Annotated in this window: 21 protein-coding genes and 6 tRNA genes; 26 read left to right on the top strand and 1 reads right to left on the bottom strand. The window is 32.8% G+C overall.

Annotated features, from left to right (window positions below):
* The first annotated feature begins 120 nt into the window (after positions 1–120).
* From Q0684_RS12570 to Q0684_RS12465, 22 genes are all read left to right on the top strand, one after another.
* On the top strand, positions 121–1722 hold the full coding sequence (locus tag Q0684_RS12570; protein WP_299017370.1) for an alanine/glycine:cation symporter family protein: 1602 nt from the start codon (positions 121–123) through the stop codon (positions 1720–1722).
* 8 nt (positions 1723–1730) lie between these two features.
* Complete coding sequence (locus Q0684_RS12565) at positions 1731–2627, top strand: helix-hairpin-helix domain-containing protein (protein ID WP_299017367.1); 897 nt, start codon at positions 1731–1733, stop codon at positions 2625–2627.
* A gap of 22 nt (positions 2628–2649) precedes the next feature.
* The gene (locus tag Q0684_RS12560; RefSeq protein ID WP_299017364.1) at positions 2650–3816 is read left to right on the top strand and encodes an acyl-CoA dehydrogenase family protein; all 1167 of its coding nucleotides are present in this window, start codon (positions 2650–2652) and stop codon (positions 3814–3816) included.
* A 545-nt stretch (positions 3817–4361) separates the two neighbouring features.
* A complete protein-coding gene (rpsU, locus tag Q0684_RS12555; RefSeq protein ID WP_026777225.1) occupies positions 4362–4559 on the top strand; it encodes a 30S ribosomal protein S21 in 198 nt (65 codons plus the stop codon).
* Between the two features lie 352 nt (positions 4560–4911).
* Positions 4912–5799 (top strand): tyrosine-type recombinase/integrase, encoded by an 888-nt coding sequence (locus Q0684_RS12550; protein ID WP_299017350.1) that lies wholly within the window; start codon positions 4912–4914, stop codon positions 5797–5799.
* A 3-nt stretch (positions 5800–5802) separates the two neighbouring features.
* A complete protein-coding gene (gene raiA / locus Q0684_RS12545; protein ID WP_299017347.1) occupies positions 5803–6111 on the top strand; it encodes a ribosome-associated translation inhibitor RaiA in 309 nt (102 codons plus the stop codon).
* Between the two features lie 106 nt (positions 6112–6217).
* Positions 6218–6291, top strand: a tRNA-Thr gene (locus Q0684_RS12540).
* 54 nt (positions 6292–6345) lie between these two features.
* Positions 6346–6427 (top strand) — tRNA-Tyr (locus Q0684_RS12535).
* 13 nt (positions 6428–6440) lie between these two features.
* A tRNA-Gly gene (locus Q0684_RS12530) sits at positions 6441–6513 on the top strand.
* A gap of 17 nt (positions 6514–6530) precedes the next feature.
* Positions 6531–6603: transfer RNA gene (locus Q0684_RS12525), tRNA-Thr, on the top strand.
* A gap of 61 nt (positions 6604–6664) precedes the next feature.
* Entirely contained in the window at positions 6665–7852 is a 1188-nt protein-coding gene (tuf, locus tag Q0684_RS12520; protein WP_299017343.1) for an elongation factor Tu, read from the top strand.
* Positions 7853–7928: 76 nt separating this feature from the next.
* Positions 7929–8000 (top strand) — tRNA-Trp (locus tag Q0684_RS12515).
* Positions 8001–8021: 21 nt separating this feature from the next.
* On the top strand, positions 8022–8210 hold the full coding sequence (gene secE / locus Q0684_RS12510; protein WP_299017340.1) for a preprotein translocase subunit SecE: 189 nt from the start codon (positions 8022–8024) through the stop codon (positions 8208–8210).
* 9 nt (positions 8211–8219) lie between these two features.
* A complete protein-coding gene (nusG, locus tag Q0684_RS12505) occupies positions 8220–8768 on the top strand; it encodes a transcription termination/antitermination protein NusG (protein ID WP_299017337.1) in 549 nt (182 codons plus the stop codon).
* Positions 8769–8838: 70 nt separating this feature from the next.
* Positions 8839–9276, top strand: a complete 438-nt coding sequence (gene rplK, locus Q0684_RS12500) for a 50S ribosomal protein L11 (RefSeq protein WP_299017334.1) — start codon at positions 8839–8841, stop codon at positions 9274–9276.
* Between the two features lie 20 nt (positions 9277–9296).
* A complete protein-coding gene (rplA, locus tag Q0684_RS12495) occupies positions 9297–9986 on the top strand; it encodes a 50S ribosomal protein L1 (protein WP_299017332.1) in 690 nt (229 codons plus the stop codon).
* A 19-nt stretch (positions 9987–10005) separates the two neighbouring features.
* A complete protein-coding gene (rplJ, locus tag Q0684_RS12490) occupies positions 10006–10524 on the top strand; it encodes a 50S ribosomal protein L10 (protein WP_299017330.1) in 519 nt (172 codons plus the stop codon).
* 49 nt (positions 10525–10573) lie between these two features.
* Positions 10574–10951 (top strand): 50S ribosomal protein L7/L12, encoded by a 378-nt coding sequence (gene rplL, locus Q0684_RS12485; protein WP_299017328.1) that lies wholly within the window; start codon positions 10574–10576, stop codon positions 10949–10951.
* Positions 10952–11101: 150 nt separating this feature from the next.
* The gene (rpoB, locus tag Q0684_RS12480) at positions 11102–14911 is read left to right on the top strand and encodes a DNA-directed RNA polymerase subunit beta (RefSeq protein WP_299017326.1); all 3810 of its coding nucleotides are present in this window, start codon (positions 11102–11104) and stop codon (positions 14909–14911) included.
* Between the two features lie 103 nt (positions 14912–15014).
* Positions 15015–19289 (top strand): DNA-directed RNA polymerase subunit beta', encoded by a 4275-nt coding sequence (gene rpoC / locus Q0684_RS12475; RefSeq protein ID WP_299017324.1) that lies wholly within the window; start codon positions 15015–15017, stop codon positions 19287–19289.
* 163 nt (positions 19290–19452) lie between these two features.
* Complete coding sequence (locus Q0684_RS12470) at positions 19453–19764, top strand: DUF3467 domain-containing protein (RefSeq protein ID WP_299017322.1); 312 nt, start codon at positions 19453–19455, stop codon at positions 19762–19764.
* 143 nt (positions 19765–19907) lie between these two features.
* A complete protein-coding gene (locus tag Q0684_RS12465; RefSeq protein WP_299017319.1) occupies positions 19908–21419 on the top strand; it encodes an NADP-dependent isocitrate dehydrogenase in 1512 nt (503 codons plus the stop codon).
* Positions 21420–21477: 58 nt separating this feature from the next.
* On the opposite strand, the gene aroC is transcribed toward Q0684_RS12465, so the two are convergent.
* On the bottom strand, positions 21478–22542 hold the full coding sequence (gene aroC, locus Q0684_RS12460; protein WP_299017316.1) for a chorismate synthase: 1065 nt from the start codon (positions 22540–22542) through the stop codon (positions 21478–21480).
* Between the two features lie 241 nt (positions 22543–22783).
* Between aroC and Q0684_RS12455 the strand changes: the two genes are divergently transcribed.
* The 4 genes from Q0684_RS12455 to Q0684_RS12440 all read left to right on the top strand — a co-directional run bounded on the left by Q0684_RS12455 (position 22784) and on the right by Q0684_RS12440 (position 26226).
* A tRNA-Ser gene (locus Q0684_RS12455) sits at positions 22784–22868 on the top strand.
* Positions 22869–23017: 149 nt separating this feature from the next.
* Positions 23018–23623: an alpha-ketoglutarate-dependent dioxygenase AlkB gene (locus tag Q0684_RS12450; RefSeq protein WP_299017313.1), complete on the top strand. Its 606-nt coding sequence runs from the start codon at positions 23018–23020 to the stop codon at positions 23621–23623.
* Positions 23624–23737: 114 nt separating this feature from the next.
* Complete coding sequence (locus Q0684_RS12445) at positions 23738–24739, top strand: GntR family transcriptional regulator (RefSeq protein ID WP_299017310.1); 1002 nt, start codon at positions 23738–23740, stop codon at positions 24737–24739.
* Positions 24739–26226 (top strand): FGGY family carbohydrate kinase, encoded by a 1488-nt coding sequence (locus Q0684_RS12440; RefSeq protein WP_299017307.1) that lies wholly within the window; start codon positions 24739–24741, stop codon positions 26224–26226. The genes Q0684_RS12445 and Q0684_RS12440 overlap by 1 nt, the downstream gene beginning before the upstream one ends.
* The last annotated feature ends 110 nt before the right edge of the window (positions 26227–26336 follow it).

Here is a 26336-nt window from a genome sequence, read left to right as displayed (position 1 = left end):
TTACAAACTATTGGCTCAAATAAGATTATCATAAAAATACATTTAACTACTAAAACTTGTTAAAAGCGCATTTTTTTATGATATTGCGAGTTAATTATTATAAACGAACAAGAATCAATTATGAAGAAAAAACTCTTAGCATTTTTATTTTCAACAATTCCATTTTTAACATTTGCCCAAGAAAAAGGCTTAGATCAAAAAATTGATGAAGCTTTTGGAAGCGCAACAGGATGGTTTGTAGATTTTATTTTTTATCAAATTCCTTTTACAGATACAATTAGTATTTATTGGGTTTTATTTCCACTAATATTAGGAGCCCTATATTTTACCGTTTATTTTAATTTTATAAATTTTAAAGGTTTTTTTACATCCATAAATATTGTTAGAGGTAAGTATGACGATTTAGAAGGGAGGGAAGATCATAAAGTAGAAATTCAAAAATCTAAATTTACAGATGAAGATGATAATCCAGATACAATAAGGGTAGAAGGGCATGAAGGAGAAGTTTCTCACTTTCAGGCATTAACTGCAGCTTTATCTGCAACTGTTGGTTTGGGTAATATTGCAGGAGTTGCAATTGCAGTTTCAGTTGGTGGTGCAGGAGCTACTTTTTGGATGATTGTTGCTGGTTTTTTAGGAATGGCATCAAAATTTGTAGAATGTACTTTAGGTGTAAAATATAGAGATATAGAAGCAGACGGAACTGTTTATGGTGGACCAATGTACTACTTAACAAAAGGTCTTAAAAATAAAACCTTAGGTAAAGTTTTAGCTGTATTATTCGCAATTTTTGTTGTTGGTGGTTCTTTTGGAGGTGGAAACATGTTTCAGGTAAACCAAGCTTTTCAATTGGTTCAAAATATTACAGGAGGTTCAGCATCTTTTTTAGCTGGTAAAGGTTGGTTATTTGGTTTAGTAATGGCCTTTTTAGTAGGAATTGTAATTATTGGAGGAATCAAGAAAATTGCCAAAGTAACAGATAAAATTGTGCCTTTTATGGTAGCTATTTATGTGGCAGCTTCTTTATATGTAATTTTCTTTAATTATAATATGATTGGTGATGCATTTGTGCAGATTTTTAATGGAGCATTTAGTCCAGAAGGAATTGCAGGTGGTGCTATTGGAGTAATGATACAAGGTTTTAGAAGAGCAGCTTTCTCAAATGAAGCAGGTATTGGTTCTGCGTCTATTGCACATTCTGCAGTAAAAACTAAATATGCAGCAAGTGAAGGTATGGTTGCTTTATTGGAACCTTTTATAGATACAGTTGTAGTTTGTACTATGACAGCTTTAGTTTTAATTATTACAGGAAATGTAACCGCAGAAAATGCTTCTTTAAACGATGCTCAAGCAATTTTATTAACTTCAGGTGCTTTTGAATCTGCAATTTCTTGGTTTCCTTATGTGTTAACAATAGCAGTAGTTTTATTTGCATTTAGTTCTATGATTTCTTGGTCTTATTATGGTTTTCAAGGTTGGTCTTATTTATTTGGTAGATCTAAAAAGATGGAATATGCTTATAAAGTAATCTTTTGTGTATTTGTTGTAATTGGTGCAGCAGCTAGTTTAGGCTCTGTAATTGGTTTTTCAGATGCAATGGTTTTTGCAATGATGGTTCCTAACATGATTGGTTTAATCTTGTTAGCGCCAAAAGTAAAACAAGAATTAAAGAGGTATATGAATGCTATAAAAACAGGCGCAGAAGAAACTTCAAACGCATAAAAACAAATATGAATCTATTTAAATCCCATTTCTGGTATAATAAAAGCCAAAGAAATGGGATTTTTGTTTTAATAGTACTCATTCTACTTTTTCAAATAATTATTGCTTTTGATGTTTTTTCAACTAAAGAAATTATAGATGTTAATAATGCAGAGGTTTTAGCATTCCAAAAGCAAATTGATAGCTTAAAAAAGATTGAAAAAGAAAATAGAAAGCCAAAAACGTATCCTTTCAACCCTAATTATATTACAGATTACAAAGGAGAACAATTAGGCATGTCTTTAAAAGAAATAGATAGATTGCTTTCCTTTAGAAAAACGAATAAGTTTGTCAATTCAAAAGAAGAATTTCAACAAGTAACTAAGGTATCAGATTCGCTTTTAAATAAAATTTCTCCTTTTTTTAAATTTCCAGAATGGGTTGTCAATCGCATCCAGAAAAAAGCAGTTAATTCAATAAAAATTGGTAACAAAACGAATTATAAGAAAAAGGAAACAGCGGTTTCTACTGTAGATTTAAATAAGGCAACTGCAAAAGACCTACAAACTATAAAAGGAATAGGAGAGGCATTCTCCAAAAGAATTATTAAGTATCGTTCTAAATTACAAGGTTTTTCATACAGAAAACAGTTGTATGAGGTATGGGGATTGGATAGAGAGGTTGCAGATAAAGTACTGCAAAAGTTTCAAATAGTAGAAAAGCCAACTATTAAAAAAGTTAATGTAAACACAGTAACATTCAAAGAATTACTTAAAAATCCGTATATAGATTACGAGCTTTGCAAAAAGATTTTCGATTACAGAGATGAGGTTGCAGAGCTTCAAAACATAAAAGAATTAACAAATATACAAGACTTTCCAAAAGATTTGTATGATAGAATAGTGTTATATTTGGTGGCTGAATAACAAACAAATTCATTACCACTATATGAGCAGTATTTACTTTACGGAAGAGCACGAAGCTTTTCGTGCAAGTTTTAAAGAATTTTTACATAAAGAAGTAGTACCACACATAGAAAAGTGGGAAAAAACAGGCACAATAGAGCGCTTTATATGGAAAAAATTTGGAGATATGGGCTATTTTGGTCTCTCCACTCCAGAAGCATATGGTGGTTTAGATTTAGATCTTTTTTACACCATAATTTTCTTAGAAGAAATGCAAAAAATCAATTCATGTGGTTTCGCAGCAGCAATGTGGGCACATGAATATTTGGCAATGACGCATTTAAATAAAGAAGCGTCAGAAGAAACCAAACAAAAATATTTGATACCAAGTGTTACAGGAGATAAGATAGGTTGTTTGTGTATCACAGAACCATTTGGCGGAAGTGATGTTGCAGGCATGCGATCTACAGCAATAAAACAAGGTGATAAATACATTTTAAACGGTTCTAAAACCTTTATTACAAATGGTGTTTACTCAGATTATTTAATTGTAGCAGCAAAAACAGATCCATCAGACAAGTATAAAGGAATTAGCATTTTTGTAGTCGATAGAGAAACTCAGGGTATTTCTGCAACCAAACTAGATAAGTTAGGGTGGAAGGCTTCAGATACAGGTGAGTTGGCTTTTGATAATGTAGAAATTCCTGCAGAGAATCTTTTAGGAGAAGAAGGAAAAGGATTCCCTTATATTATGCAACACTTTGCATTAGAACGCTTATTAATGGGTGTAAATGCACATGCAAGAGCAGAGTATGCTGTAGATTACGCTATAAAATACATGCAAGAAAGAGTGGCTTTTGGCAAATCTTTAGATAGATTTCAAGCCTTAAGACACAAAATTGCAGAAATGGCAAGTAGAGTAGACATGTGCAGAGAATATAACTATTCTATTGCAAAAAGACTAGATTTAGGTACCTATGTTGTTAAAGAAGCAAGCATGTCTAAATTGCTATCTACAAAAATGGCAGATGAGGTAATTTATGATGCATTACAGTTGTTAGGAGGTTATGGTTATATGGAAGAATACCCAATGGCACGTTTACTAAGAGATAGTAGATTAGGTCCAATTGGCGGTGGAACCTCTGAAATCTTAAAAGAGATTATCGCAAAAATGGTAATTGATAATAAGGAATATAAACCAGCAACGTAAATTTGCCTGATTAGTTTTTTTGCGAAAATTATTTTCAATTATCGCAAAAATGGTAATTGATAATAAGGAATATAAACCAGCAACGTAAATTTGCCCGATTAGTTTTTTTGCGAAAATTATTTTCAATTATCGCAAAAATGGTAATCGATAACAAGGAATATAAGCCAGCAACGTAAATTTGCTTTTAGAAACAGGAAACAGGAAACAGGAAACAGGAAACAAGAGACAAGAAACAAGAGACAAGATAAAGTTGATAAGTTAAAGCTATATGTTTAGTTGGCTTATCAACTTTTTTATTGCTTTAAAAACTAAAAACCATTTCCTGGGCGTTCCCTAAAAAGGTTGGGCTTTACGTTATATCTTTTTTCAGAAAAAGAAAAAAGGATGCCACTTCAATCCCTAACGCAAAATCGAGAATCTAAAAAATAATTCGAATAAAAATTGCTAATTCATTATTTGTAAGTACATTTGCAGTCCAAAAAATAAAAACATCTAGCGTTAAGCAGATAAAAATATAAAGATACTATGAAGGGAGGTGCCAACTTATGTTAATTATACCTATTAAAGAAGGAGAAAATATAGATAGAGCGTTAAAGCGTTATAAAAGAAAATTCGATCGTACAAAAACGATGAAGAACTTACGTAACAGAAAAAACTTTACAAAGCCATCTGTAGCAAAGAGAGCTCAAAGAATTAAAGCCTCTTACGTACAACGACTAAGAACGCAAGAAGAAGTAGGCTAGTAAAACTCAATTTTTAAAAGTTGCATAGCAACGCCTTAAAAATTGCAAGTTGAACTAATCCCGATTTCATATCGGGATCTGCTCATTCAAAAGCGAAAACTTTAAAACTCGTAAATTAAATTTTACGAGTTTTTTTTATGCTCAATTTTTAGAAGTTGTATAGCAACGCTTTAAAAATTGTAAGCTAAAAAGAATGAATGAATAGACTAAGTAAAGATTTTTACCTATAATTGAATAAAAATCAAAAAGTCAGACTGAGCCTGTCGAAGTCCATTCCCAAAACTTCGGTAAATTTAACTATCTTCTCAATTATTATATTTCGTAGATTTACAAGTATTAAAATTATCCAAAATTGATAACATCTTTTCTAGAATACATACAATTAGAAAAACAGTACTCAGAGCACACGGTTACTGCGTATAAAAACGATTTATTAGATTTTAAAGATTTTTGTACTACAGAATTCGATCAAGAAGACCTGAACGAAATAAACTACGCACAAATAAGAAGTTGGATTGTTAGTTTGGTAAATCAAAACATCGCTAACAATAGTATTAATAGAAAAGTAAGTGCATTAAAGTCTTATTATAAGTTTTTACAAAAAACAGCACAGATAACTATAAATCCACTTGCAAGGCACAAAGCTTTAAAAGTTCAAAAAAAAATGCAAGTTCCTTTTACATCTTCAGAAATAAATGGTGTACTTCAAAATATTGGAGAGGAACAAAATTTTGTTTCTTTAAGAAATAAGTTAATTGTAGAACTTTTTTATTCAACAGGAATAAGAAGAGCGGAATTAATTAATATCAAACAATCAGATGTAGATTTGTCTCAGAAAACAATTAAAATACTTGGTAAAAGAAATAAAGAAAGACTTGTACCGCTAATAGAACTGGTTGTAAATACAATACAAAATTATATAGAGGCAAGACAAAAATATCAAAAAGAAGAGGATTTTTTATTGCTTACAGAAAAAGGAAATAAATTATACGAAACGCTTGTTTATAGAGTTATAAATTCATACTTTAGTAAGGTTTCGTTAAAGGTTAAAAAAAGCCCACATATTTTAAGGCATTCCTTTGCGACACATCTTTTAAATGAAGGTGCAAATTTAAATTCGGTTAAAGAATTGCTAGGGCATTCCTCTTTAGCCTCAACTCAAGTCTATACACATAATAGTCTTGATGCTATAAAGAAAGTATATAATAACGCTCACCCTAGGAGCACTAAAAAAAAGTGATTTATGAAGGTATTTACACAATCAGTAAATTTTAATGCAGATGCTACGTTAATAGAGTTCGTAGAAAAAAAAGTAACAGGGCTTGCTAAGTTCCACGACAAAATTGTAGATGCAGAGGTTTTTTTAAAAGTTCAGAATACAAGTGATAAAGAAAATAAAATTACAGAGGTTAAAATTAATATACCTGGTAGCGAATTAATTGTAAAGAGAGAAACAAAAACTTTTGAAGAAGGCGTTAATGCCGCTGTAGATAATTTAAAGAGGCAGTTAAAAAGATCTAAAGAAAAGCATAGAGACTCTTTAATTTCTTAAAAATTAAAAAAAAAATAAAAAAATAATTACAAAAAGTTTTAGAATATCAAAAAACTTTATACATTTGCAGTCCGTTAGAAATAGCGGTTTGTTTTTTATAACAAAAGCCGATGTAGCTCAGCTGGCTAGAGCAGCTGATTTGTAATCAGCAGGTCGGGGGTTCGAGTCCCTTCATCGGCTCACAAAAACAAGAATCGTTAATCGATTTAAAGTTCATTAAAATAGTAAATTAAAGGGGAGATACTCAAGCGGCCAACGAGGACGGACTGTAACTCCGTTGACTATGTCTTCGCAGGTTCGAATCCTGCTCTCCCCACAATTTACATTACGCGAAAGTAGCTCAGTTGGTAGAGCGTCAGCCTTCCAAGCTGAATGTCGCCGGTTCGAACCCGGTCTTTCGCTCAAATAGAATCAACAAAGCCGGTGTAGCTCAGTTGGTAGAGCGCATCCTTGGTAGGGATGAGGTCACGGGTTCAAATCCCGTCATTGGCTCAAGTTAAAAAGTATTATTAGACACTAAATATATTTAAACTAAGAATTAAAATCAATAATTATGGCAAAAGGAACTTTTGACCGTTCGAAACCACACTTAAACATTGGTACTATCGGACACGTAGATCACGGTAAAACAACTTTAACTGCGGCTATTACTAAAGTATTAGCTGATGCAGGATTCTCTGAAGCTAGATCTTTTGATCAGATTGATAATGCTCCAGAAGAAAAAGAAAGAGGTATTACAATTAACACTTCTCACGTAGAATATCAAACAGAAAACCGTCACTATGCACACGTTGATTGTCCGGGTCACGCGGATTATGTGAAGAACATGGTAACGGGTGCTGCCCAAATGGACGGTGCTATTTTAGTTGTTGCTGCTACAGATGGTCCTATGCCACAAACTAGAGAGCACATCTTATTAGGTCGTCAGGTAGGTATTCCTCGTATCGTTGTTTTCTTAAACAAAGTTGATATGGTAGATGATGAGGAGCTTTTAGAATTAGTTGACATGGAAGTAAGAGAATTATTATCTTTCTATGAATATGATGGAGATAATGGTCCTGTTGTTTCTGGTTCTGCTTTAGGAGCTTTAAACGGTGAGCAAAAATGGGTTGATACTGTGTTAGAATTAATGGCACAGGTGGATGCTTGGATTCAAGAGCCTTTAAGAGAAGTTGATAAAGATTTCTTAATGCCTGTTGAAGATGTGTTTTCTATTACTGGTCGTGGAACTGTAGCTACAGGTCGTATCGAAACTGGTATTGCAAATACAGGAGATGTTGTTGATATTATTGGTATGGGGGCTGAGAAAATGTCTTCTACTATTACTGGTATTGAAATGTTTCGTCAAATCTTAGATAGAGGTGAAGCGGGAGATAACGCGGGTATCTTATTAAGAGGTATTGCAAAAGAAGATATTAAAAGAGGTATGGTAATCTGTAAGCCAGGTTCTGTAACTCCTCATGCGAAGTTTAAAGCAGAGGTTTATGTTCTTAAAAAAGAAGAAGGTGGGCGTCATACTCCATTCCATAATAACTATCGTCCTCAGTTCTATGTAAGAACTACAGACGTTACAGGTACAATTAACTTGCCTGATGGAGTTGAAATGGTAATGCCAGGAGATAACTTAACAATTACTGTAGACTTAATCCAGCCAATCGCATTAAATGTTGGTTTACGTTTTGCAATCCGTGAGGGTGGTAGAACAGTTGGAGCTGGTCAGGTAACAGAATTATTAGACTAATTTAAATTAGTTTATTAATAATATTATAAGGGTGTCACGTTTTTTAACGTGACGCCTTTAATAATGAATTAAAGAAACGGACGTAGTTCAGCGGTAGAGCACTGGTCTCCAAAACCAGGTGTCGGGAGTTCGAATCTCTCCGTCCGTGCAAATAAAACATACAAGTAAAATGAAGTTTATACAATATATCAAAGATTCTTTTGAAGAGCTAGGCACTAATATGACTTGGATTTCTAAAGAAGATGCTCAAAAGACAACTGTAACTGTTGCAGTTTTTACAATTTTGTTTGCATTAGCGGTGGCAGGTATAGATTATGTTTTTCAAACTGGGTTAGATAACTTTTTTAAATTATTTTAAAATTATATTATGGCTGAGTCAGTAATGAAATGGTATGTGGTTAGGGCCATTGGTGGACAAGAAAATAAGGTGAAGGCGTATATCGAGACAGAAATATCTAGAGTTGGTTTGTCAGATTATGTTAGTCAGGTTATTGTGCCTACAGAAAAGGTTGTTCAAATTAGAAATGGTAAAAAAGTAAACAGAGAAAGAGTTTATTTTCCTGGTTATATAATGGTAGAAGCTAACCTTTCAGGTGAAGTTCCGCACGTTATTAAATCTATTACAGGTGTTATTGGTTTTTTAGGAGAAACTAAAGGCGGTGAACCTGTGCCTATGCGAAAATCAGAGGTAAATAGAATGTTAGGTAAGGTAGATGAGTTATCTGTCCAAGATGAAAATATTGCAATACCTTTTAATACAGGTGAAACTGTAAAAGTTGTGGATGGTCCTTTTAATGGATTTGACGGCACAATAGAAAAAGTAAATGAAGAAAAGCGTAAGCTTGAGGTAATGGTGAAAATATTCGGAAGAAAAACACCATTAGAATTAAGTTATATGCAAGTAGAAAAGATATAATTGTTACACAAATATATATCGATTTGTTTTGGGGCTTCCAACTTAAAATAAATCATTAAACATTTTTAAAATGGCAAAAGAAGTTAGTAAAGTAGTTAAGTTACAAGTAAGGGGAGGCGCAGCGAATCCATCGCCGCCGGTTGGACCCGCTTTAGGTGCTGCTGGTGTTAACATTATGGAGTTCTGTAAACAGTTTAATGCAAGAACGCAAGACAAACAAGGTAAGGTTTTACCTGTTGTTATTACTGTTTTCAAAGACAAATCGTTTGATTTTGTTGTAAAAACTCCTCCTGCAGCAGTTCAGTTACTAGAAGCGGCCAAAATTAAAAAGGGTTCAGGAGAACCAAACAGAAAGAAAGTAGCATCAGTTACTTGGGATCAGATTAAAGTTATTGCAGAAGACAAAATGGTAGATTTAAATGCCTTTGAAGTTGCTTCGGCAATGCGTATGATTGCAGGTACAGCACGTTCTATGGGATTAACAGTAAAAGGTAATGCACCAGCATAAGCTTTATAAAAAGTAGTAAAATGGCAAAATTAACAAAAAAGCAAAAAGAAGCTTACGCAAAGGTAGATCGTTCTCAATCGTATGATTTAGCAGCGGCTTCTGCGCTAGTCAAAGACATTACTAATGTAAAGTTTGATGCGTCAGTAGATTTAGCAATTCGTTTAGGAGTAGATCCAAGAAAAGCGAATCAGATGGTTAGAGGTGTAGTTACATTACCTCATGGTACAGGTAAAGACGTAAAAGTTTTAGCATTAGTAACTCCAGATAAAGAAGCAGAAGCTACAGCAGCAGGTGCAGATTATGTTGGATTAGATGAATATCTTCAGAAAATCAAAAGTGGTTGGACAGATGTTGATGTAATTATTACAATGCCTAGTGTTATGGGTAAATTAGGTCCTTTAGGTAGAATTTTAGGTCCTAGAGGTTTAATGCCAAACCCAAAGACAGGTACAGTAACTATGGATGTTTCTAAAGCGGTACAAGATGTAAAGGCTGGGAAAATTGACTTTAAAGTTGATAAAACTGGTATTGTACATGCAGCAATTGGAAAAGTATCTTTTGATGCTCAGAAAATTGAAGAAAATGCAAATGAATTAATACAAACAATTATTAAATTGAAACCAACAACTGCAAAGGGTACTTATGTAAAGAGTGTTTTTATGTCTAGTACAATGAGTCCTAGTATAGAGGTTGAGGTGAAAGCTAATTAATACGTTAAAACTTAGAATCATGACTAGAGAAGAAAAATCACAAGTAATAGAAGATTTAACGGCAACATTAGCAAATACTAATACTATTTATCTTGCAGACATATCTGGCTTGAATGCAGAAACTACCTCTAATTTACGTAGAGCTTGTTTTAAAGCAGGAGTTCAGTTATCAGTTGTAAAAAATACGTTACTTGCGAAAGCAATGGAAGCTTCAGATAAAGATTTTGAAGAATTACCAACGGTTTTAAAAGGAAATACTTCTATGATGATTTCGGAAGCTGCAAATGCTCCAGCGAAATTAATCAAAGAATTTAGAAAAAAATCTAAGGACAGACCATTATTAAAAGGGGCTTTTGCAGAAGAGTCTGTTTATATTGGTGATGACCAATTAGATGCTCTTGTTAGCATTAAGTCTAGAGAAGAGTTAATTGGAGAAATCATTGGATTACTTCAATCTCCTGCCAAGAATGTTGTTTCAGCATTACAATCAGGTGGACAAACACTTTCAGGTATTATTAAGACATTATCTGAAAAATAATTACGCGCACAAATAAACTATAATAAACAAATTATTAAAAACAATTAAAATGGCAGAATTAAAAGATTTCGCAGAGCAATTAGTTAACTTAACAGTAAAAGAAGTTAATGAATTAGCTACTATTTTAAAAGATGAGTATGGTATTGAGCCAGCAGCAGCAGCAGTAGCAGTAGCAGGACCAGCAGGTGGTGGTGATGCAGGTGGAGCTGATGAGCAAACTGAATTTGATGTAATCTTAAAAGCAGCAGGTGGTTCTAAACTAGCGGTTGTAAAATTAGTTAAAGAATTAACTGGTTTAGGATTAAAAGAAGCTAAAGGTATCGTAGATAGCGCTCCTGCAGCAGTTAAAGAAGGTGTAACTAAAGATGAGGCTGAAGGTCTTAAAGCATCTTTAGAGGAAGCTGGAGCTGAGGTAGAGCTTAAGTAAGCTTTTACTCCCGCTTTCGATTTTATTCGAAATTCGGGGAAACAAATATAGGTTTAGGATCTAGGAACGTAAGTTTTTAGTCCTAAACCATTTTGTGTATATATTCGTTCTTTATTTTAATTTAGATTTTAATCAAAAAAATATTCTCTTTTGGCAACGAAAAACACTACTGAAAGAATCAATTTCGCAACTTCTCAAATGATAAAAGAATATCCAGACTTTTTGGATATTCAGGTTAAGTCTTTTCAAGATTTTTTCCAACTTCAAACTAAGGCAGAAGAAAGAGGCGAAGAAGGTTTGTATAAAACCTTTATGGATAACTTTCCAATTACAGATACAAGAAATCAATTCGTTTTAGAATTCTTAGACTACTTTGTAGATCCACCAAGGTATTCTATCCAAGAATGTATAGAAAGAGGTCTTACACACAGTGTGCCCTTAAAAGCACGTTTAAAACTGTACTGTACAGATCCAGAGCATGAAGATTTCGAAACAATTGTACAAGATGTTTATTTAGGTACAATTCCATATATGACTAACTCGGGTACCTTTGTAATAAATGGTGCAGAGCGTGTGGTAGTTTCTCAATTACACAGGTCTCCTGGTGTATTTTTTGGACAATCTTTCCACGCAAACGGTACAAAATTATATTCAGCAAGAGTAATTCCTTTTAAAGGTTCTTGGATTGAATTTGCTACCGATATCAATCAAGTAATGTATGCTTATATTGATAGAAAGAAAAAATTACCTGTTACTACTTTATTTAGAGCTATTGGCTTTGAAAGAGATAAAGATATTTTAGAAATTTTTGATCTTGCAGAAGAAGTAAAAGTTTCTAAAGCTGGATTAAAGAAAGTATTAGGAAGAAAATTAGCTGCTAGAGTTTTAAAAACTTGGTATGAAGATTTTGTAGATGAAGATACTGGAGAAGTAGTTTCTATAGAAAGAAACGAAATTGTTTTTGATAGAGATACAATTTTAGAAAAAGAACATATAGATGAAATAATTGATGCAGGGGCAAAAACTGTTTTGCTTCATAAAGAAGATAATCACCTAGCTGATTATGCAATTATTCATAACACATTACAAAAAGATCCTACGAATTCAGAAAAAGAGGCAGTAGAACATATTTATAGACAACTACGTAATGCAGAACCGCCAGATGAGGAAACTGCAAGAGGTATTATAGATAAGTTATTCTTTTCTGAACAAAGATATAATTTAGGAGAAGTTGGGCGTTTTAGAATGAACACTAAACTTCAATTAAATGAGCCTATAGATCAAAAAGTATTAACCAAATTAGATATTATAACGATTATTAAATATTTAATTGAGTTAATTAATTCTAAGGCAGAAGTAGATGATATTGATCACTTATCTAATCGTAGAGTTAGAACAGTGGGTGAGCAATTGGCAGGACAATTTGGAGTCGGTTTAGCACGTATGGCTAGAACAATTCGTGAGCGTATGAATGTTCGTGATAACGAAGTATTTACACCAATTGACTTGATTAATGCGAAAACATTATCATCAGTAATTAATTCTTTCTTCGGAACGAATCAATTATCTCAGTTCATGGATCAAACCAATCCTTTAGCAGAAATTACGCACAAACGTAGATTGTCTGCATTAGGACCTGGAGGTTTATCTAGAGAGAGAGCAGGTTTTGAGGTTCGTGATGTGCATTATACACATTATGGTCGTCTTTGTCCTATTGAAACTCCTGAAGGACCAAACATTGGTTTAATTTCTTCACTTTCTGTATTTGCGAAAGTGAATAATTTAGGGTTCATTGAGACACCTTATAGAAAAGTTAATGACGGTGTTGTGGCATCAGAAGAGCCAATTTATTTAAGTGCAGAAGAAGAAGAAGGTATGAAAATTGCCCAATCTAACCTAGAACTTAAAGGAGATGGAGCTATTGTATTGGATAGAGTTATTGCGCGTGAAGAAGGAGATTTCCCTGTAGTTACGCCACAAGATATTCAATATATGGATGTTGCGCCTAACCAGATTGCTTCAATTTCGGCATCTTTAATTCCTTTCTTGGAGCATGATGATGCAAACCGTGCATTGATGGGATCTAACATGATGCGTCAAGCAGTACCTTTATTAAGACCAGAATCTCCTATTGTAGGAACTGGTTTAGAAAGAAGGGTAGCCAAAGATTCTCGTATTTTAATTAATGCAGAAGGAAATGGTGAAGTAACTTATGTTGATGCCAATAAAATTACAATTAAGTACGATAGAACAGAAGAAGAAAAACTAGTAAGTTTTGATTCTGATGAAGTGTCTTACAACTTAATTAAATTTAGAAAAACCAACCAAGGTACATCTATCAACTTAAAACCTATTGTAGAAAAAGGTGATAGAGTTGCAGAAGGACAAGTACTTTGTGAAGGTTATGCAACACAAAAAGGAGAATTAGCTTTAGGTAGAAATATGAAAGTAGCCTTTATGCCTTGGAAAGGGTATAACTTTGAGGATGCGATTGTAATTTCTGAAAAAGTTGTTCGTGAAGATATATTTACATCTATTCATATTGATGAGTATTCTTTAGATGTTAGAGATACAAAATTAGGAACTGAAGAGTTAACTAACGATATACCTAACGTTTCTGAAGAAGCTACAAAAGATTTAGATGAAAATGGAATGATTAGAATTGGAGCAGAAGTAAATCCTGGTGATATCTTAATTGGTAAAATTACACCAAAAGGAGAGTCTGATCCAACTCCAGAAGAAAAATTATTACGTGCCATTTTTGGTGATAAAGCTGGTGATGTAAAAGATGCATCTTTAAAAGCTTCGCCATCATTAAGAGGTGTAGTAATTGATAAGAAATTATTTAGAAGAGCCGTTAAAGATAAAAATAAGAGAATTAGAGATAAGGAAGCAGTAGCTAAATTAGAACACTCTTTTATTTCTAAGTTTGAAGGCTTAAAAGATGAATTAATTGAAAAATTATTCAACTTAATCAGTGGAAAAACATCACAAGGAGTATTTAATGATTTAGGAGAAGAAGTTTTACCAAAAGGTAAAAAGTACACGCTTAAGATGTTAAACTCTGTAGACGACTATGTGCACTTAACAGGTTCTTGGACTACAGATAGCGAATTAAATTCGTTAGTTGGAGAATTAGTACATAACTATAAGATTAAGGTAAATGATTTACAAGGTTCTTTAAGACGTCAGAAATTTACAATTTCAGTTGGAGATGAATTGCCAGCAGGAATTTTAAAATTAGCTAAAATTTACATCGCTAAAAAACGTAAGTTAAAAGTAGGTGATAAAATGGCAGGACGTCATGGTAACAAAGGTATTGTTGCACGTATTGTAAGAGCAGAAGATATGCCTTTCTTAGAAGACGGAACTCCAGTAGATATTGTATTGAATCCATTAGGTGTACCATCTCGTATGAACATTGGTCAAATTTATGAAACTGTTCTTGGTTGGGCAGGTCAAAAATTAAACACTAAATATGCTACACCAATTTTTGATGGAGCATCTTTAGACCAGATTAATGGGATAACAGATGAAGCTGGTGTACCAAGATTTGGACATACTTATTTATATGATGGTGGAACAGGAAAACGTTTCGATCAACCAGCAACAGTTGGTATCATTTATATGATTAAGTTAGGGCACATGATTGAAGATAAAATGCACGCGCGTTCTATTGGACCATACTCATTAATTACACAACAACCATTAGGTGGTAAAGCACAGTTTGGTGGTCAGCGTTTTGGAGAGATGGAAGTTTGGGCACTAGAGGCATATGGAGCATCTAGTATCTTAAGAGAAATCTTAACTGTAAAATCTGATGATGTAATGGGTAGAGCTAAAACATACGAAAGTATTGTTAAAGGTGAGTCTATGCCAGAACCAGGTTTACCAGAATCATTTAACGTATTAATGCATGAACTGAAAGGTTTAGGTTTAGACGTTAGATTAGAAGAATAAAATTTTAATAGTGGGCAGTAAAGCAGTCTGCAGTAAGCATTAACTCTATAGAGTTTTGCATACTGAAGGCTGCCAACTGAAGACTGAAGACTATATAAAAGACATGGCAAGAAAACAAGAGAAGTACACTGTAAAAAAGTTTAACAAAATATCTATTGGTTTATCATCTCCAGAAGCGATTTTAGAAATCTCTAAAGGTGAAGTTTTAAAACCAGAAACGATAAACTATCGTACGCACAAGCCAGAGCGTGATGGTTTATTTTGTGAGCGTATTTTTGGTCCTGTAAAGGATTATGAATGTGCTTGTGGTAAGTATAAAAGAATACGTTACAAAGGTATTGTTTGTGACAGATGTGGTGTAGAAGTTACAGAAAAGAAAGTACGTAGAGATAGAGTAGGACACATTAATTTAGTGGTGCCTGTTGCTCATATTTGGTACTTTAGATCATTACCTAACAAAATGGGATACCTTTTAGGTTTACCATCTAAAAAGTTAGATATGATTATTTACTACGAGCGTTACGTAGTAATTCAACCCGGTGTTGCAAAAAATCCTGAAGGAGAACCATTACAGAAAATGGATTTCTTAACGGAAGAAGAATATTTAGACATTGTTGATGAAATTCCACAGGAAAATCAATATTTAGAAGATTCTGACCCAAACAAGTTTATCGCTAAAATGGGTGCAGAGTGCCTGATAGATTTATTAGCTCGCATCGATTTAGAGTCGTTATCTTTTGAATTAAGACACAAAGCAAATACAGAAACGTCTAAACAACGTAAAACTGAAGCATTAAAGCGTTTAAATGTTGTTGAAGCATTTAGAGATTCTCAGAAAAATAGAGAAAATAATCCAGAATGGATGATTATGAAGGCGGTACCAGTAATTCCACCAGAATTACGTCCGTTAGTTCCATTAGATGGTGGTCGTTTTGCAACTTCAGATTTAAATGATTTATATAGAAGGGTTATTATTAGAAACAACCGTTTAAAAAGGTTAGTTGAAATCAAGGCTCCAGAAGTTATTTTGCGTAACGAAAAGCGTATGTTACAAGAATCTGTAGATTCTTTATTTGACAACACACGTAAATCGTCTGCAGTAAAAACAGAATCTAACAGACCTTTAAAATCTTTATCAGATTCATTAAAAGGTAAACAAGGTCGTTTCCGTCAGAACTTATTAGGGAAACGTGTTGATTATTCTGCACGTTCTGTAATTGTTGTTGGACCAGAAATGAAATTGTCTGAATGTGGATTGCCAAAAGATATGGCAGCAGAGTTGTACAAGCCATTTGTAATTAGAAAACTAATTGAAAGAGGTATTGTAAAAACTGTAAAATCTGCAAAGAAAATAATAGATAGAAAAGAACCAGTTGTTTGGGATATTTTAGAAAACGTAATTAAAGGACATCCTGTTTTATTAAACAGAGCACCTACTTTACACAGACTTGGTATACAAGCATTTCAACCAAAATTAATTGAAGGTAAAGCAATACAGTTACACCCATTAGCGTGTTCTGCATTTAATGCCGATTTTGATGGAGATCAAATGGCGGTTCACTTACCATTAGGACCAGAGGCTATTTTAGAAGCGCAATTATTAATGTTAGCTTCTCATAATATCTTAAACCCTGCAAATGGTGCACCAGTAACAGTTCCTTCTCAGGATATGGTACTTGGTTTATACTACATGACTAAGGAAAGAATTTCTACTCCAGAAGTTAAAATTAAAGGAGAAGGATTAACTTTTTATTCACCAGAAGAAGTAACTATTGCTTTTAACGAAGAAATGGTAGACTTAAATGCGGGTATTAAAGTAAGAACACAAGATATAGACGAGAATGGAGAGCAAGTAACTAAAATTATAAAAACTACTGTGGGTAGAGTTTTATTTAACGAAAAAGTTCCTGCTGCTGCTGGTTATATCAACGAAGTTTTAACTAAGAAAAACTTAAGAGGAATTATTGGTGGTATTTTAAAAGCTACAGATATTCCTACAACAGGTGCTTTCTTAGATGAAATTAAAAATATGGGGTATAAATTCGCTTTTCAAGGTGGTTTATCATTCTCATTAGGAGATATTATTATTCCTAAAGAAAAGCAAACTATGATTAATGAAGCCAACAAAGAGGTGGATGTAATTGTAGGAAATTATAACATGGGTATGTTAACGCAAAAAGAGCGTTACAATCAGGTAATTGATATTTGGGGAAGAACCAACAATCAATTAACAGAATTATCTATGAAGCGTTTGCGTGAAGACCAACAAGGTTTTAACTCAGTATACATGATGCTTGATTCTGGTGCAAGGGGTTCTAAAGAACAGATTCGTCAGTTAACAGGTATGCGTGGATTAATGGCAAAACCTAAAAAATCTACTGCAGGTGGTGGAGAAATTATTGAAAACCCAATTTTATCTAACTTTAAGGAAGGTTTATCAATTTTAGAATACTTTATTTCTACACACGGTGCGCGTAAAGGATTGGCAGATACCGCCTTAAAAACGGCAGATGCAGGTTACTTAACACGTAGATTGGTAGATGTTTCTCAAGATGTTATTATTAACGAAGAAGATTGTGGAACTTTAAGAGGTTTAGAAGTTGCTCCATTAAAGAAAAACGATGAGATTGTAGAATCTTTAGCAGACAGAATTGAAGGTAGAGTTTCTTTAAACAATGTTTATCACCCAGTAACTGGTGAAGTAATTTTAAAAGCAAACGAGCGTATTACTTTCCAATTGGCAACAGCAGTTGATCAATCTGGTTTAGACAGCATAGAAGTAAGATCTCCATTAACATGTGAGTCTACAAAAGGTATTTGTGCAAAATGTTACGGCCAGAGTTTATCTACCCTTAACAAAGTACAAATTGGTGAAGCAGTTGGTGTAATTGCAGCACAATCTATTGGAGAGCCAGGCACACAATTAACATTACGTACATTCCACGTTGGTGGGGTTGCAGGTAACATATCAGAAGACAACAAGTTAATAGCTAAGTTTGATGGTAATGTAAATATTGAAGATTTAAGAACTGTAGTAGGAAAAGATAACGATGGAAATGATGTTGACATCGTAATTTCCAGAACTGCAGAGATTAAAATTACAGATAAGAAAACAGGTATTACACAGAGTACAAACATTATTCCTTATGGTTCTATTATTTTTGATAAAGAAAGAAAGACTATTAAGAAAGGAGATGTAATTGTACAATGGGATCCATTTAACGGTGTAATTGTTTCTGAATTTGGAGGTAAAGTTAAGTTTGACAATTTAGAGCAAGGTATGAACTATGCTGTAGAGATTGATGAACAAACTGGTTTCCAAGAAAAAGTAATTACAGATTCTAAAAATAAGAAGATTATTGCTTCTTTAATTATAGAAGATGCTGATGGAAACGCATTACGTTCTTACAGTTTACCAGTAGGTGCACACTTAATGGTAGATGATGGTGAGGCTGTAGAAAGCGGAAAAACCTTAGTTAAAATACCAAGAAAATCTGGTAAAGCAGGAGATATTACAGGAGGTTTACCACGTGTAACAGAATTATTTGAAGCACGTAATCCTTCTAACCCGTCTGTAGTTTCTGAGATTGATGGTGTAGTTTCTTTCGGGAAAATTAAGAGAGGTAATAGAGAAATTATCGTTGAATCTAAAACAGGAGATGTTAGCAAGTATTTAGTAAAACTTTCTAATCAGATTTTAGTTCAAGAAAATGACTTTATTAAAGCAGGGATGCCATTATCTGATGGAGCAACTACTCCTTCTGATATCTTAAGAATTAAAGGGCCATCTGCAGTGCAGGAATACTTAGTAAATGAAATACAAGAGGTATATCGTTTACAAGGTGTAAAGATTAATGATAAACATTTTGAAGTAGTTGTGCGTCAAATGATGCGTAAAGTTAAAATTATAGATTCTGGAGATACGCTATTCTTAGAGAATCAATTAATTCATAAAACTGACTTTATCAAAGACAATGATGCTATTTACGGAATGAAAGTTGTTGAAAATGCTGGAGATTCTGAAAACTTAAAAGAGGGTCAAATTGTTACTGCACGTCAATTAAGAGATGAGAATTCTTTATTAAAAAGAAACGATCAGAACTTAGTGGAGGCAAGAGATGCAAGACCTGCAACAGCAGAACAAGTATTACAAGGTATAACAAGAGCGTCATTACAAACTAAATCGTTTATTTCTGCGGCTTCTTTCCAAGAAACCACAAAAGTATTAAATGAGGCAGCTGTAAATGGTAAAATAGATACTTTAGAAGGCTTAAAAGAGAATGTAATTGTAGGTAAGAAAATACCAGCAGGAACAGGAATGAGAGCTTACGATAAGATTATTGTTGGACCAAAAGACGAGATAGAACAAAGTTTCTAAATAAATAACGTGTAAACGTTTAAGTATTTAAAAGTTGAATTGTTTACTGTAATTTTTACAGAATTCAATTCAACTTTTTTTTGTACTTCCTGCTAAGTCAGGAATTGATAGCGTAAAGACCCTTACACAATTCAACTTTTTAACAGTTAAAAAATAAAAAAAAATGGATGAAAATCAAAATAAAGACGGGCAATTAAATATTGAATTAGATCAAGAGGTTGCAGAAGGTACGTATTCTAACCTAGCCATAATCAATCACTCTGTTTCTGAGTTTATAGTAGATTTTATAAACATTATGCCAGGTGTGCCTAAGGCTAAAGTAAAGTCTAGAATAATTTTAACACCACAACATGCTAAAAGATTAGCAAAAGCATTAGCAGACAATGTACGCAAGTTTGAGCAACAAAATGGTGAGATTAAAGATTATGAACAACCCCCAATGCCAATGAATTTTGGACCTACAGGTCAAGCCTAAAATTAAAAAAGTGAAACAATTGTTTCACTTTTTTTTTAGTCCATTTTTAAATATATAAATTTATTTAATGGATTATATAAATAACATAAATAAAAATATATAAATTATTATTCTAATATTTGCATAGATAAAAACCTCATAACATGGAAAATACATTAGAAAATAAAAAAGTACAGAATACTAACTTAAGCAAGTTAACAGATGTTGCTGTAGCTTATGGAGATGGAATTGGGCCTGAAATTATGGAGGCCACATTAAAAATTTTAGATGCTGCAGGTGCCAATATAAAACCTGAGCGAATAGAAATTGGAGAAAAAGTTTATCTATCTGGAAATTCTGCAGGCATCCAAGAAAGTGCTTGGGAAACTATAAATAAAAATAAACTGATTTTAAAGGCTCCTATTACAACTCCACAGGGTAAAGGGTATAAAAGCTTAAATGTTACTTTAAGAAAATCGTTAGGCTTGTTTGCTAATGTAAGACCAGTAACTGCTTATGCGCCTTATGTAGAAACTAATTTTGCAGGAATGGATGTTGTAATTATTAGAGAAAATGAAGAAGATTTATATGCAGGTATAGAGCACCAACAAACACAAGATGTAGTGCAGTGTTTAAAATTAATTACAAGACCAGGCTGTGAGAAAATTGTAAGATATGCTTTTGAATATGCCAGAGCTTATGGTAGAAAGAAGGTTACTTGTATGGTAAAGGATAATATTATGAAATTAACAGACGGTATGTTTCATAATGTATTTAAAGAAATTGCTTTAGAGTATCCAGAAATTGAAAGTAATTCTCAAATTATAGATATAGGTTCTGCAAGGTTAGCTGCCAATCCAAACAATTACGATGTTATTGTAACGTCTAATTTATATGGAGATATCATTTCTGATATTGCTGCAGAAATTGCCGGCTCTGTAGGCATGGCAGGTTCAGCAAACATAGGCACAAATGTAGCCATGTTTGAGGCAATCCATGGTTCTGCACCAGATATTGCAGGTCAAAAAATAGCAAATCCTTCTGGATTGTTAAATGCAGCTGTTATGATGTTGTGTCATTTAGGTAAAACAGAAATAGCAGACAAGATTAAAAACGCATGGTTAGTAACTTTAGAACAGGGGTATCATACAGCAGATGTCTATCAAAAAAATATTTCAAAAAGTAAAGTTTCTACAAGTGAGTTTGCAGATAAAATTATAGATAATTTAGGGAAAACTCCTACAGAATTGCCAAGTAGCAAACTTTCAGAAGGCAATGGAAAGATTACTATACCTAAGTATGTTAGAAAAGAAGAAAAGCAAACGTTGGTAGGTGTTGATGTATTTATAAATTGGCTAGGAAACGATCCTAAGATAATTGGAGATGCACTTTCTAGTTTAGATTCTTTTAAGATGGAGTTAAAAATGATTACCAATAGGGGAGTAAAAGTATACCCACAAGGTTTGGCAGAAACCTATTGTACAGACCATTGGAGATGTAGATTTGTAGATATTGATTCTAAAATTAATGGAGAAAAAATATACAATGCCGTAGATTTTGAAAAAGTTATTGCGCTGCTGTCTAAGTTAAATCAAGAGGGTTTTCAAGTAATTAAAACCGAAAACTTATACGAATTTGATGGTAAAAGAGCGTTCTCTTTAGGACAAGGAGAATAAAACTAAGGTTATATTATATAAAAAGGCGAAACTTTACAGTTTCGCCTTATATTTATAATTATATTTTTCTTGTTTTGTTAAGTAACCAAAAGTCAGCCAAAACTAAAGCGGTCATGGCTTCTACAATAGGTACAGCTCTAGGTACAACACAAGGGTCATGTCTTCCTTTTCCTGTAATTTCTGTTACTTCATTTTCAGAGTTAATGGTTTGTTGTGTTGTCATTATAGTAGCAACAGGTTTAAAGGCTACTCTAAAATAAACATCCATTCCATTAGAAATACCACCTTGTATACCACCAGATAAGTTAGATTGCGTAGAGCCATCTGCATTAAAAACATCATTGTGCTCAGAGCCTTTCATTTTTGCACCACAAAAGCCACTACCAAATTCAAAACCTTTCACAGCATTAATAGAAAGCATGGCGCTCCCTAGTGCAGCATGTAATTTGTTAAAAATTGGTTCACCTAAACCAATAGGTACATTTTTAGCTACACAAGTAATTGTACCGCCAATTGTATCGCCAGCTTTTCTAATTTCTTTTACCTTTTCTATCATTTTTTCTGCAGTAGTTTCATCAGGGCAACGAATGATATTGTCTTCAGTTTTAGAGAAATCTAATTCTTGGTAGGGTTTGTCTATAAAAATATTTCCAACAGAAGAAGTAAATGCATTAATATCTATAGCACTCATTAATTGTTTTGCTAAAGCGCCAGCAACAACCCAATTTGCCGTTTCTCTTGCAGAACTTCTACCACCACCTCTATAATCTCTTATACCATATTTTTGATCATACGTATAATCTGCATGAGAAGGACGGTATACATTGGTATTATGGTTGTAGTCTTTAGATTTTTGATTTGTATTTCTAATCACAAATCCAATAGATGTACCAGTAGTTTTACCTTCAAATACACCAGATAAAAACTCTACTGTATCTGGTTCTTTACGTTGTGTTACTATTTTAGATTGTCCTGGTTTTCTGCGATTCAACTCTTTTTGAATAGCATCAAAATCAATTTTTAAACCAGCAGGAAAACCGTCTATAACACCACCAATAGCAGTTCCATGCGATTCTCCATAGGTTGTAACTTTTAATAAATTTCCGAAAGTATTAAAGGACATAATTAAATAATTTAAGTAGTCTACAAAGATAATGAAGTACTTAGAAGATGTAACCAATATTTTAGTATAATACCGATTTCTATTGTTTTTAATTTATTAATAATTATTGAATATCAGGTGTTTATCTATAATTCTTTGTTATATTCAAAAAACATTAAAAATAATCTTCTTTTTATTTTACAGAACTAAAAAACCTTTCTATATTTGCAACCGCATTTGGGAAATATCCAATGAGACACTAGGAGAAATGGCAGAGTGGTCGAATGCGGCAGTCTTGAAAACTGTTGACTGTAACAGGTCCGGGGGTTCGAATCCCTCTTTCTCCGCAAAACTTCACAATTATATTGTGAAGTTTTTTTTTGCACTTTGATTATAGTTCAGGAGTCTATAATTCAGGGTTAAGCACCTAGTTGCGCTAACATTTTTTAGTTTATAGAAAGTAGCGCAGTATAACTATAATTTGTATTTTTATAGTATGGATTTATTTTCTTCAGAAAAAATAAAAAATATCTTACCTTTTGATGGAATTACCAACTATCATGGTATTGTTTTAAATAAAGAACAATCCGATTTTTATTATCAAAAATTATTGGAAACCATAGCTTGGAAAAATGATGAAGCATTAATTTTTGGTAAAAAAATAATTACTAAAAGAAAAGTGGCGTGGTATGGTAGTTCAGAATTTTCCTATACCTATTCAGGTATCACAAAAAAAGCCTTATTATTTACAGAAGAACTTACCGCATTAAAAAATCTGGTAGAAAAAGAGAGTGGAGAAACCTATAATTCTTGTTTGTTAAATCTATATCATTCAGGAGAAGAAGGTATGGCCTATCATTCAGATGGCGAAAAAATGTTAAAAAAAAATGGAGCAATAGCTTCTCTATCTTTGGGAGCAGAGCGTAAGTTTTCTTTTAAACATAAAGAAACCAAACAACGTATAGATATTCTCTTAGAAAGAGGTAGTTTATTGGTAATGAAAGATGTTACCCAACAAAATTGGTTGCACAGGTTACCACCAACAAAAAAAGTATTCACGCCCAGAATTAATCTTACTTTTAGAACTATAGATTTAAATTAAATTTTAGTTAAATTACTATTTTAATACCTAAAAAGTATTTTTTTAATAAAAATAGTGTCTTAAATTTTAATATTATATTTTTTTTGCTATTTTTACCTACCAGAGCAGAACAGTATGGTAGCCACCAATTCCCTTATTCAAATAAAACACGATAGTGTTACACCAAAGTATCAGCAAATAGTAAATGCTATTAACGATGCTATTGGTAAAGATATATTGCAAAAAGGAGACATTTTACCATCTGTAAATAAAATTTGTAAAGAATTTAAACTTTCTAGAGATACTGTTTTTAAAGCATATACTATTCTTAAAGATAGTAATAGAGTGGTTGCAGTGCCTAACAAAGGGTATTATGTAGCTAATGAAACTAAAAAAGTGCTCTTAATTTTAGACACTTTTAAAGCATATAAAGAAGTCTTGTATGATGCTTTTATAAATAATTTACCAGATAATATTATAACAGACGTACAATTTCATCATTACAATATAGATAATTTTAAAACCATTGTAAATACGAGTATTGGTAAATACTACAAGTATGTTATCATGAATTTTAATCATGCAGATGTAAAAAATACGCTAGCCAAATTTAATAATGAAAACGTATTACTAATCGATTGGAATATTTACGCAAAAAATGATAGTAATTTTGTTTTTCAAGATTTTGGACAATCATTTTACAATGCCATATTAGAAGCTAAAACACAATTTAGCAAATATAAACGTATAGATTTGTTGTTTCCAGATTTCACGTATCACCCAAAAGAAACCATACAATTTTTTAATAAATTTTGCGAAGATTATAATTTTGAAAGTAAAATAGTTACAGATTATAAAAATTTTAAAATTGAAAAAAGTATTGCTTATATAAGTGTAAGTGATAGAATGTTAGGTGAATTTTTAGAGCAATGCAAAAGCAATAATTTTGAACCTGGCAAAGACATTGGTTTTCTGTCATATAATGAAACACCAATGAAAAAATTTATTTACAAAGGCATATCTGTAGTATCTACAGATTTTAAAGAACTCGGTACAAAAGCAGCAGAATTTGTTACAGAAAACACAAGTTTACGCTGCTATATTCCAACAAAATTAACATTAAGAGAATCGTTATAATGAATTATTATTTAGGATTAGACATAGGAAGTTCGTCTATAAAAGCCGCTTTAGTAGATGTAGATTCTGGCAAAAGTATTGGTGTTGTGCAAGAGCCTAAAGAAGAAATGGGCATGTTTGCACAAAAAAATGGTTGGGCAGAACAAGCACCTTTAGATTGGTGGTTGCATATTTGTAACGCAATAAAAAGCTTACAAAAACAATATAATGTAGACAAAAGTCAAATAAAAGGTATTGGTATTTCTTACCAAATGCATGGTTTGGTTTTGGTAGATAAACAAGGTACTCCATTAAGAAGAAGTATAATTTGGTGCGATTCTAGAGCAGTGGCAACAGGTAACAAAGCTTTTGCAGAAATTGGAGAAGAAAAATGTGCCACACAATTACTAAACTCGCCTGCAAATTTTACAGCATCAAAATTAAAATGGGTAAAAGACAATGAACCTGAAATTTACAATCAGGTTTATAAATTTATGTTGCCTGGAGATTTTATTTCTTATAAATTCTCAAACACAATAAACACAACCATTTCTGGTTTGTCTGAAGGAATTTTTTGGGATTTTAAAAACGATTCAGTTGCCGATTTTTTACTGGAATATTATGGAATAAATCCCTCTTTGGTACCAGATATTGTAGATACTTTTAGCAACCAAGCACAAGTAGATGAAAAAGGAGCAGCAGAAAGTGGTTTAGCAGTGGGCACACCAATTTTTTACAGAGCAGGAGACCAACCCAATAATGCACTATCATTAAACGTATTTAATCCAGGAGAAGTTGCTGCAACAGGCGGTACTTCTGGTGTGGTTTATGCAGTAACAGAAAGTTTATCTGCCAAAGAAAGTGCTAGAGTAAACAACTTTGCACACGTAAATTATACAAAAGGTGCAGCACCAAAAATTGGTAAATTGTTATGCATTAATGGCGCAGGAATTCAATACAGATGGTTGTTAAACAATTTAGCAGTTTCCTCTTATGAAGAAATGAATAATTTGGCTTCAGAAATTGCAATAGGTTCAGATGGTGTTTGCTTAATTCCTTTTGGTAATGGTGCAGAACGCATGTTAAACAACCAAGAAATAGGCACACGTATTGTAAATATGAACCTAAACAATCATCATAAAGGCCATATGTGCAGGGCAGCTTTAGAAGGTATTGCATTTTCTTTTGTTTACGGAATGGAAATTATGAAAACAGACGGAATTGCACCAAGTGTAATAAGAGCTGGAAACGACAATCTATTTCGTTCAGAAATTTTTGCAAATACAGTAGCCACTTTAATTGAACAAGAAATAGAAATTTACAATACAACAGGCGCAATTGGTGCAGCAAGAGCAGCAAACTTACATAAAGGAGATTTTGAATCTTTTAGTAAAACCATTATGGACAATGATCATGTAATGACGTTTATGCCATTTAAAGACAAAAAACCATATTTAGAAGCCTATAATAACTGGAAAAAAGAATTAGAATTAATTTTAAATAAATAAGATTTGGGCGTTACCACGCAAAAAAGCGTGGTCAGGCTTTACACTATATCTTTTTTCTAAAACCCTGAAGAAAATTCAGGGTCTCATAAAAAAGGATGTCGTTTCAATCC

Source organism: uncultured Polaribacter sp. (genome assembly GCF_947503875.1).
Lineage (GTDB): Bacteria > Bacteroidota > Bacteroidia > Flavobacteriales > Flavobacteriaceae > Polaribacter.
This window is presented reverse-complemented; position numbering and strand designations above follow the sequence as displayed.

Excerpts from the sequence above, each read along its gene's own strand:
- Q0684_RS12570 (WP_299017370.1), top strand. The coding sequence starts at position 121 with ATGAAGAAAAAACTCTTAGCATTTTTATTTTCAACAATTCCATTTTTA.
- Q0684_RS12565 (WP_299017367.1), top strand. The coding sequence starts at position 1,731 with ATGAATCTATTTAAATCCCATTTCTGGTATAATAAAAGCCAAAGAAAT.
- Q0684_RS12560 (WP_299017364.1), top strand. The coding sequence starts at position 2,650 with ATGAGCAGTATTTACTTTACGGAAGAGCACGAAGCTTTTCGTGCAAGT.
- rpsU (WP_026777225.1), top strand. The coding sequence starts at position 4,362 with ATGTTAATTATACCTATTAAAGAAGGAGAAAATATAGATAGAGCGTTA.
- raiA (WP_299017347.1), top strand. The coding sequence starts at position 5,803 with ATGAAGGTATTTACACAATCAGTAAATTTTAATGCAGATGCTACGTTA.
- tuf (WP_299017343.1), top strand. The coding sequence starts at position 6,665 with ATGGCAAAAGGAACTTTTGACCGTTCGAAACCACACTTAAACATTGGT.
- secE (WP_299017340.1), top strand. The coding sequence starts at position 8,022 with ATGAAGTTTATACAATATATCAAAGATTCTTTTGAAGAGCTAGGCACT.
- nusG (WP_299017337.1), top strand. The coding sequence starts at position 8,220 with ATGGCTGAGTCAGTAATGAAATGGTATGTGGTTAGGGCCATTGGTGGA.
- rplK (WP_299017334.1), top strand. The coding sequence starts at position 8,839 with ATGGCAAAAGAAGTTAGTAAAGTAGTTAAGTTACAAGTAAGGGGAGGC.
- rplA (WP_299017332.1), top strand. The coding sequence starts at position 9,297 with ATGGCAAAATTAACAAAAAAGCAAAAAGAAGCTTACGCAAAGGTAGAT.
- rplJ (WP_299017330.1), top strand. The coding sequence starts at position 10,006 with ATGACTAGAGAAGAAAAATCACAAGTAATAGAAGATTTAACGGCAACA.
- rplL (WP_299017328.1), top strand. The coding sequence starts at position 10,574 with ATGGCAGAATTAAAAGATTTCGCAGAGCAATTAGTTAACTTAACAGTA.
- rpoC (WP_299017324.1), top strand. The coding sequence starts at position 15,015 with ATGGCAAGAAAACAAGAGAAGTACACTGTAAAAAAGTTTAACAAAATA.
- Q0684_RS12470 (WP_299017322.1), top strand. The coding sequence starts at position 19,453 with ATGGATGAAAATCAAAATAAAGACGGGCAATTAAATATTGAATTAGAT.
- Q0684_RS12465 (WP_299017319.1), top strand. The coding sequence starts at position 19,908 with ATGGAAAATACATTAGAAAATAAAAAAGTACAGAATACTAACTTAAGC.
- aroC (WP_299017316.1), bottom strand. The coding sequence starts at position 22,542 with ATGTCCTTTAATACTTTCGGAAATTTATTAAAAGTTACAACCTATGGA.
- Q0684_RS12450 (WP_299017313.1), top strand. The coding sequence starts at position 23,018 with ATGGATTTATTTTCTTCAGAAAAAATAAAAAATATCTTACCTTTTGAT.
- Q0684_RS12445 (WP_299017310.1), top strand. The coding sequence starts at position 23,738 with ATGGTAGCCACCAATTCCCTTATTCAAATAAAACACGATAGTGTTACA.
- Q0684_RS12440 (WP_299017307.1), top strand. The coding sequence starts at position 24,739 with ATGAATTATTATTTAGGATTAGACATAGGAAGTTCGTCTATAAAAGCC.